This window comes from Neisseria sp. HMSC064E01 (genome assembly GCF_001808875.1).
In the GTDB taxonomy this organism is placed as follows: domain Bacteria; phylum Pseudomonadota; class Gammaproteobacteria; order Burkholderiales; family Neisseriaceae; genus Neisseria; species Neisseria sicca_A.
Genome location: NZ_KV794959.1, coordinates 72,736 through 80,365 on the forward strand (window position 1 = coordinate 72,736; position 7,630 = coordinate 80,365).

The 7,630-nt window shown below is 52.2% G+C and carries 6 protein-coding genes and 1 pseudogene; 4 read left to right on the plus strand and 3 right to left on the minus strand.

Annotated elements, in window-relative coordinates; genetic code table 11:
- Window positions 1-197: 197 nt before the first annotated feature.
- Complete coding sequence (locus tag HMPREF2572_RS10315; protein ID WP_070498373.1) at window positions 198-2,324, minus strand: AsmA family protein; 2,127 nt, start codon at window positions 2,322-2,324, stop codon at window positions 198-200.
- Between the two features lie 240 nt (window positions 2,325-2,564).
- On the opposite strand from HMPREF2572_RS10315, the gene HMPREF2572_RS10320 reads away from it, so the two are divergent.
- On the plus strand, window positions 2,565-3,446 hold the full coding sequence (locus HMPREF2572_RS10320; RefSeq protein ID WP_070498375.1) for a chorismate mutase: 882 nt from the start codon (window positions 2,565-2,567) through the stop codon (window positions 3,444-3,446).
- A gap of 590 nt (window positions 3,447-4,036) precedes the next feature.
- On the opposite strand, the pseudogene HMPREF2572_RS10325 reads toward HMPREF2572_RS10320, so the two are convergent.
- Window positions 4,037-4,369 (minus strand): annotated as a pseudogene (locus HMPREF2572_RS10325) (DUF705 domain-containing protein); the annotation flags it as partial.
- A gap of 103 nt (window positions 4,370-4,472) precedes the next feature.
- Window positions 4,473-5,267, minus strand: a complete 795-nt coding sequence (locus tag HMPREF2572_RS10330) for an inositol monophosphatase family protein (protein WP_029609465.1) — start codon at window positions 5,265-5,267, stop codon at window positions 4,473-4,475.
- Window positions 5,268-5,343: 76 nt separating this feature from the next.
- Between HMPREF2572_RS10330 and HMPREF2572_RS10335 the strand changes: the two genes are divergently transcribed.
- From HMPREF2572_RS10335 to HMPREF2572_RS10345, 3 genes are all read left to right on the plus strand, one after another.
- On the plus strand, window positions 5,344-6,069 hold the full coding sequence (locus HMPREF2572_RS10335; RefSeq protein ID WP_070498379.1) for a 16S rRNA (uracil(1498)-N(3))-methyltransferase: 726 nt from the start codon (window positions 5,344-5,346) through the stop codon (window positions 6,067-6,069).
- A 200-nt stretch (window positions 6,070-6,269) separates the two neighbouring features.
- Window positions 6,270-7,232: a beta-ketoacyl-ACP synthase III gene (locus HMPREF2572_RS10340; protein ID WP_070498381.1), complete on the plus strand. Its 963-nt coding sequence runs from the start codon at window positions 6,270-6,272 to the stop codon at window positions 7,230-7,232.
- 150 nt (window positions 7,233-7,382) lie between these two features.
- A partial coding sequence (locus tag HMPREF2572_RS10345; protein WP_148132334.1) for a helix-turn-helix domain-containing protein occupies window positions 7,383-7,630 on the plus strand: 248 nt, incomplete at its 3' end.

The window sequence follows — 7,630 nt, forward strand, 5'->3', positions numbered from 1 at the left end:
CTTGTCCTGATTTAAATTTAATCCACTATAGCTTCATTTTCTTGCGAACCGTGAAAAGGCGGATTGCCGTGTGGCTAGGCAGGTCGTCTGAAAACCGGTCAACGTCTGTTTGGCATCATTATCTTTTGTGTATCCTCTATCCAGTGGAGTCGTAAAGCTAAAGGTCGTCTGAAAACGGTTTTCAGACGACCTTTGAGTTATTTGCGGTTGGGGTTGATCCATTGCCATTGTTCGCGCAGGGTGTTTTCGAGGGCTTTTTGTTTTTCCTGCGGACTGTTGAGGCCGTCGGTCAGGCGGTTGTAGTCGATGGTGATGGACGGGTTTTGTACTGTGCCTCTGATTTTGAGCGGAATGGGTTTGTTTTGCGGGTTCAGGGCATTGCGGATGAGCAGGTCTTCCGATAGCTCTTGGGTGCTGAGGTCGGTATAGCCGCTGCTGACAACGTGTAGGCTGTCGGAAAAGAGTTCGGTGTTGACATGGCGGCTGATGCCTTTGTCGATTTCGCTGTTGAGGACGAAATGGTGGAAAGGGGTTTTGGGCGGCGGGGTTTGTTGGGTGTTGTCTTTGCTGATGATGCCGTTTTTGAGGATGTTGTCCATGTCGATACCGTGCCATGCGCCTTTGGAGATGTTGAGGGTCAGCATCCCGTTGAGGTTTTTGAGCATTTGCTCGCGGTTGTTGCCTTTGGTGGTCAGGTCGATGACGGCGTTGCCGTTGCCGCTGAAGCTGTGGAAACCGAACAGGTCTTGCAGCAAGGGTTGGATTTGTACGCTTTCTGCGTTTTGTTGGAGGTGGTAGGAGAGGGGTGTGGTGTTGGCTATGCTGATGCCGCCCTCGGTACGGCCTCCGTAGAGTCCGGCTTTGAAGTTGCTCAGGGTGATATGTTCGTTATTGGCGGTCAGCCGGGTTTCGACGTTGTCCAATTGGAAGCCGGGCGTTTGGATATTGTTGACCTTGATGCTGGCTTCGATATCGGGGGTGTTGGCGTGGTTGAGAAATTTCGGGTAGGGGTCGTCTGAACCGGCTTGAAAGTCTTCCAAGTAGGGGGGGAGGTTGAGTTTTTGCAGGGCGACGCCTGCTTCGAGTCTGGGTTTTTGCTCGGCTTGGGTTTGGTATTTTAAGCTCAAGGCAACGGGTTGGCGGTCGAATGTGCCTTTGAAGCTGCCTTGCCAGTTGCCGGAATCGGTCAGGCTGAAATTTCCGTCGAGCATGCTGATAAAGCGCGGTTGGGGCAGTCGGTTGACGGTGTCCTGCAGGGTGGTAATGCGCAGGCTGTCGGATTGCAATCCGGTTTTTTTCTGCCACAACATGGGGCCGCTGACGGTAAAGCTGGTTTGGCGCAGTTGGTTTTTGTATCTGCCGTTGAGCTCGAAGCTGTCAAGGGTAATGACGCTCGGACGCAGATTGGTTTTGTCGAGTTTGAAGGAGCCGTCCCATTGGTTGTCGGGCGAGCCTGCGGTAAATGCCCCGCTGACGGTATTGAGGTTGAGATGGTTGTCTTTGAAGATGAGCAGCGGCGCTTGGGCGGTCAGGTGGAGGTTGCGTTGGACGCTTTCTGCACGTAGGTTGATATTGCTGACTTGCAGGGTGTGGTTTTGCGTTTGCCAATCTAAGGCGCTGGTGATGTTGATTTTTACCGTGTCTTGGTCACGGCGGCTTTGCGCTTCAAAGCGAAACTCGGGAATGCTCCAGTTTGCTGCGTTGGTTTGAAGCAGGCCGTTGCCGTTCCACACGAGGGGGAACTGCGGGTTGCGGATGTTTCCGTTGATTTTGAAACGGCGGCCGTCGGAATCTTCCGAACGGAGGTTGAGGCTGAAGTCTTCGATGGTGTACGGTGTGTTGTCGAGTTTCAGACGCAGGGTGCTGTTTTCTACGACGAGGCGGTTGAGCGTGGCTGTGTTACGGGGCTGCTGCCAAAGGTCTTGCAGGCTCCATTTGCCGTTTTCGGCGCGTTCGATTGAAACATCTGCGCCTTTAAGCACCCATTTTTCGATAATGGGTGCGTCGTTCCACAGGCTGCTCCAGCCGATTCCGATGTTGGTTTCTTTAATGTGGATGGCGGCTTGCGTACTGTTGGGGTAGGAGATGACGACGTTTTTGAGGGTAAGGGTAGGGCGGGGGAACCAACTGCGTTGAATTTCGGGGCTGAAGCGGATGGTGCGTTGGGTTGATTGCAGGGCGGATTGGGTAAGGGTTTCGATGCGTTTGGGTGTGAAGAAGTTGTAAACCGATGCGTATAGTCCGGCTGCGGTGGCGATGACCGCTATGAGGCTGAAGATGAGGAATTTCAGCCAGAATTTTCCGGAGTTTGGCAGAAGGTTCATGGGTACAAATAAAGATTAAAGAGTAAAAGTATAACACATGCCCTTGGGATGGTTGGCGCGGCGGGACAGAGGGTTGCGAATGGGGCTGAGTGGTGGGATACGGATTTCAGACGACACGATATCTGACCATGTTGTTTAGATATTAAGGCAGACGGTTGGTGCGCTTACCTTTGTGTTGAGGTATCGTTTTGATAAAACGTGACTATATAATGCAGGTTCTATTGGTTTGAGGAGGTGTCGATGATTATCGTAATGCGCAAATGGTCGAGCGAGGAGTCCGTCCAACGGGTGGTGGATACGATTCGCAGCCGCGGCTTGCGGGAACATATTTCGCGTGGTGAAGAAAGGACGATTATCGGCGCGCTGGGCGACGAGCGGGTCTTCCATTCCAATGAATTGGCGCGGCTGCCCGATGTGGAGCGCGTGTTCCGGGTTCTGAACGATTGGAAAATCATCAGTCGGGAGGAGCAGTCTGAAGACAGCAAGATTTCGATACGGGGTGTGTTGTTTGGCGGCGAGAAGGTTTTGGATATCGTGGCGGATATCAATCGGATTGAGGATGCGGATGCAGGATTTGTCGATCCGTTTTATTTGTCGGCACGACCTTATGCGGAAATGGACAATGGGAGTGAAAAGGCGAGAATCCAACTGATGCAGCAGGATATTCAGCAGCTTCATGAACAGGGAAAGCCGATTTTGGTGCGTATCCGCGATGTGCGTCAGATTGATGAGGCTTTGAAGGCGCAGGCAGACGTTTTGTATCTGGGCGGAGAGCTGATGGGGAATCGGGTCTTGTTGGATGAAGTGGGTCGTCTGAATACGCCGGTAGTGTTGTGTAAAGATAAGCATCATCGGGTTGATGATTGGCTGGCGGCTGCCGAACACATCGCTTTGCGCGGCAATCACCATATTATCTTGGGCGAGGCGGGGACTTTGAGTTTCGAACCGGAACATGCTTATCGTTTGGATGTGGATGCGATTGTCAGGGTGCGGCAAACCTGTCATCTGCCGGTGATTGCGAACATCACGCGGTTGTGGCACAACGATATGCCGCAAAATATCTTGTATCGGTTGGCGCAGGCTGCCGGTGTGAATGGGATTGTTGGTTCTGGATTGGATTGATATTTCAGTTTTTGCTGAATTTTGGTATAAAATGCTGTTGCGAGAAGTGGGCGTATATCTGTCTTATTTGGTTATCGATTTTTCAAGGTGGTTTTTGAAACTGAATAATAGGATTGTAGATATACCCTATCTTTCAGCCGGATCTGTATGGCGTTTGCGATATTTATTGTGCTTAATCGGGCGTCAGAGCTGAGTTATCAAAACCGTAGATAAAAAAAACCATTCATACCAAGGGAGAAGTATGAATGGCCAATACATTGCGGGAAAACGTCTTACTTGCTGCACCGCCCAAAAGGGATAAAAGAGCGGTGTGTGTCAGCAATTTGAATTCTACCAGCATTAGTATTAAATGCTGTTAAGAAGTGAAATTTTTTGAATAAATTGCGCGAAAACCCCGATAGACGTTAATTTATCGAGATAAACGGTATTAAATTCGTTGAATTTTAAATTTCATATGCCATATTTTTACAACAGCCATTTTAGAAGGTCGTCTAAAAAGCTATTTTCAGACGACCTTTTTGTATAGGAGATGTGCAAGGATACACGGCAATTGCTTTTTCATTCCGTCGGGCGAAATGCTGTTGTTGAGTCTACCCGTCGATTTGCCCGCTATTGATGGGGAGGAAGTGGGTGCAGAACCGCCATTCGTGTACCGCTTGATCATCAATATAGGCGTTTGGTTTGGGTAAAAATGCTTGGAAACATTCCGATATGCCCAATTCTTTTGCGCCGCGACGGGCGTAGTCGGCACCTCCGCTACTCCAAAGGTAAAGCATATGCCTGTTTTCATGCAAGCGGCGGACTTGGCGGATGACTTCGGGCATGGGAATACGCGTACTGCCTACGCTTGTGACGAGGGTGTCGTCCACATCAATGAAAATAACGGAAGGTCTGTTCATCGGTTTGATTGTTTCGAAATGGGTGGATAATTCAAATAAGGTCGTCTGGAAAGGTCGTCTGAAACTTTCCCTATTTCTTTATGATTGTTTTGTTTAATCTGCCGCTGTGTTTGTCGATAAAACCGGTTTACTGGTTCTCCCGTATCCATTTTTCCCAACGTTCGAACAGGGCGGGTTGCAGGGCGGCGATGACGGAGCGTTTGAAGACGTGTTCGCCGCTCCAGAAGTCGTCGCCTTCCAAAGTGGACAGGTTGCCGCCTGCCTCTTCAAAAATCAGCGCGCCGGCGGCGTAGTCCCACAGTTTTTGTCCGCCGTGGACGTAAACGTCGTAGCGTCCGCTGGCGAGGTAGCACCAGTCGAGCGTGCTGCTGCCCATGCTGCGGATGGTGCCGAAGGGGGCGAGCGTGCTCATGCGGCTGGTGAGTTTGCCGGAACGCAGGTATTTGATTTCGACGCCTGCGATGGCTTCGCTGAGTTTTTTGTCGACGGTGCGCAGGGGGAGTTGTGTGCCGTTGAGGTATGCGCCTTTGCCGCGTTCGGCGTAGAAGCATTCGCCGCTGACAGGGTTGTAGATGATGCCGAGTTCGGCGCGGCCGTTTTTGACGAAGGCGACGGAAACGGCGAAATGGGGCAGTCCGTTGACGAAGTTGTTGGTTCCGTCTATGGGGTCGACGACCCACAGCCCATCGGTATGCGCGTGCAGTTTCCAAAGGGTGGTTTGTTCTTGTACGCTCATTTCTTCGCCGAGCATGGGGCTGTCGATCAACAAGGGCAGGGCGGCGGCGAAGGCAGTTTGGGCGGCGAGGTCGGCTTCGCTGAGCATGGAGCCGTCTTCTTTGCGGTGCGACGGGGTATTCAGGAAGCGCGGCATGACTTCGGTTTGCGCGATGTGCCGGACGACTTTTTGCAATCGGTGTAACACTTTTTGTCCTTGTTTTTGCGGTTGGGGTGCGAAATCGTATAATCGCGTTATTATATCCGTTTTCACTTGAAGAACCATGTCCAGATTTTATCTGCCTGATGCTTTATATGCGGGGCAAGTCGTTGAACTGCCTGATAATGTTGTGCGTCATTTGAATGTTTTGCGCGTGCGCTGCGGGGAGGGGGTCGTTTTGTTTAACGGCAACGGCAAGGCGTATCCCGCGCGTTTGGATGTTTTGGAAAAACGCCGTGCCTGCGCGGAAGTGTTGCGCGAGGAGGAGGCGGACAATGAGTCGCCGCTGAAAATCACGTTGGTGCAGTCGGTATCGAGCGGCGAACGTATGGATTTTACTTTGCAGAAAAGCGTGGAGCTGGGCGTGGTGGCGATTCAGCCGGTAATCAGCGAACGCTGCGTCGTGCGCCTGAGCGGCGAGCGGGCGGACAAACGGGTGGCGCGTTGGCAGGAGATTGTGGTGTCCGCTTGCGAACAAAGCGGCAGGAATATGGTGCCGGAGGTGCGCCCGCTGCTGCCTTACCGCGAGGCTTTGAAACAGATGTCGTCTGAAACGACCAAGCTGTTGATGAGTTTGAACCGCGCCCAGAGTTTGCGTGCCGTCAAGCCGTTTTCAGACGACCTGATTTTTATGGTGGGGCCGGAAGGCGGCTGGACGGACGAGGAGGAGCAGTTGGCGTTTGAGGCGGGATTTCAATCGGTAACGCTGGGCAAGCGGGTTTTGCGGACGGAAACCGCTTCGCTGGCGGCGATTGCGGCGATGCAGACGCTTTGGGGGGATTTCGTGTAACCGAGGTCGTCTGAAAACGGGATATGGAAACGTAAATTTTTAGATGGTTTGAAAAGTCAGTTTCATTAAAATCATGGGCTTATATTTGTTTTTCAAGCCGTTGCCCGCTTTACCTGTTTTACGCCTTCGCGGCGTTGGGCAATTCATCCGTTTTCGCTTACAATAGCCGATTATCCGAATCAACGCTCAAAGGCCTTCACATGCAATACGCCAAAATTTTAGGTACCGGCAGCTATCTTCCCGCCAACCGCGTCAGCAACGACGATTTGGCGAAAAAAGTCGATACGTCCGACGAGTGGATTACCACCCGTACCGGCATCAAGTTCCGCCATATTGCAGACGAAGGCGAAAAAACCAGCGACCTCGCCGCCGAAGCATCACGCCGCGCACTGGAGGACGCGGGTGTCGCTGCCGATGAAATCGATTTAATTATCGTGGCGACCGCTACCCCCGATATGCAGTTCCCGTCCACTGCGACCATCGTTCAACAAAAGCTCGGCATAGAAAACGGTTGCCCCGCGTTTGACGTACAGGCAGTATGTGCCGGCTTTATGTACGCCCTGTCCACCGCCAATGCCTACATTAAAAGCGGCATGGCGAAAAAGGCTTTGGTCATCGGTGCGGAAACGTTCAGCCGCATCGTCGATTGGAACGACCGCACGACCTGCGTTTTGTTTGGCGACGGCGCAGGCGCGGTAGTATTGGGCGCGTCCGATGAAGCGGGCATCATCCACAGCAAACTCAAAGCCGACGGCAATTATCTCGACTTGCTCAACGTGCCTGGTCAAATCGCCAACGGACAAGTTTGCGGCTCGCCCTACGTCAAAATGGACGGGCCGGGCGTGTTTAAATTCGCGGTCAAAATGCTCGCGAAAATCGCCGACGAAGTCATCAGCGAGGCGGGTTATACCCCCGATCAAATTGACTGGCTCGTGCCACACCAAGCCAACAAACGCATTATCGACTCCACCGCCAAACACTTGGGTCTGGACATGGAAAAAGTCATCCTGACCGTACAGGAACACGGCAACACCTCCGCCGCGTCCATCCCGCTCGCGCTCGACGTCGGTATCCAAAACGGTCAAATCAAGCGCGGACAAAACCTGCTGCTCGAAGGCATAGGCGGCGGCTTCGCATGGGGCGCGGTGTTGGTGAAATACTGATTTTATGTCCGTTTAAAACTGAAAAGGTCGTCTGAAACTGCGTCGGTGCGGTTTCAGACGACGGCGGATTCGGATTTGAAGTGCAACTTTCCATAACAGAAAAAGGCCAGTATGCGGTAGCATACGGCCTTTCCTGCAAGAAAGATTGCCATGAGCTACACACAACTGACCCAAGACGAACGATACCATATCCAATACCTGTCCCGCTACTGCACCATCGCCGAAATCGCCAAACAGCTTAACCGCCACAAAAGCACCATTAGCCGCGAAATCAAACGGCACTGCAACCCAGGGCTGCAATACAGCGCCGAGAAAGCACAACGGCAAAGCAGGCTTACCAAACAACGTAAGCGACAACCCTATAAGCTCGATTCGCAGCTGATTCAACACATCGACAC

What these genes read in the sequence shown, in the direction of transcription:
- HMPREF2572_RS10315 (WP_070498373.1), bottom strand. Translation starts at nt 2,324, where the DNA reads ATGAACCTTCTGCCAAACTCCGGAAAATTCTGGCTGAAATTCCTCATC.
- HMPREF2572_RS10320 (WP_070498375.1), top strand. Translation starts at nt 2,565, where the DNA reads ATGATTATCGTAATGCGCAAATGGTCGAGCGAGGAGTCCGTCCAACGG.
- HMPREF2572_RS10335 (WP_070498379.1), top strand. Translation starts at nt 5,344, where the DNA reads ATGTCCAGATTTTATCTGCCTGATGCTTTATATGCGGGGCAAGTCGTT.
- HMPREF2572_RS10340 (WP_070498381.1), top strand. Translation starts at nt 6,270, where the DNA reads ATGCAATACGCCAAAATTTTAGGTACCGGCAGCTATCTTCCCGCCAAC.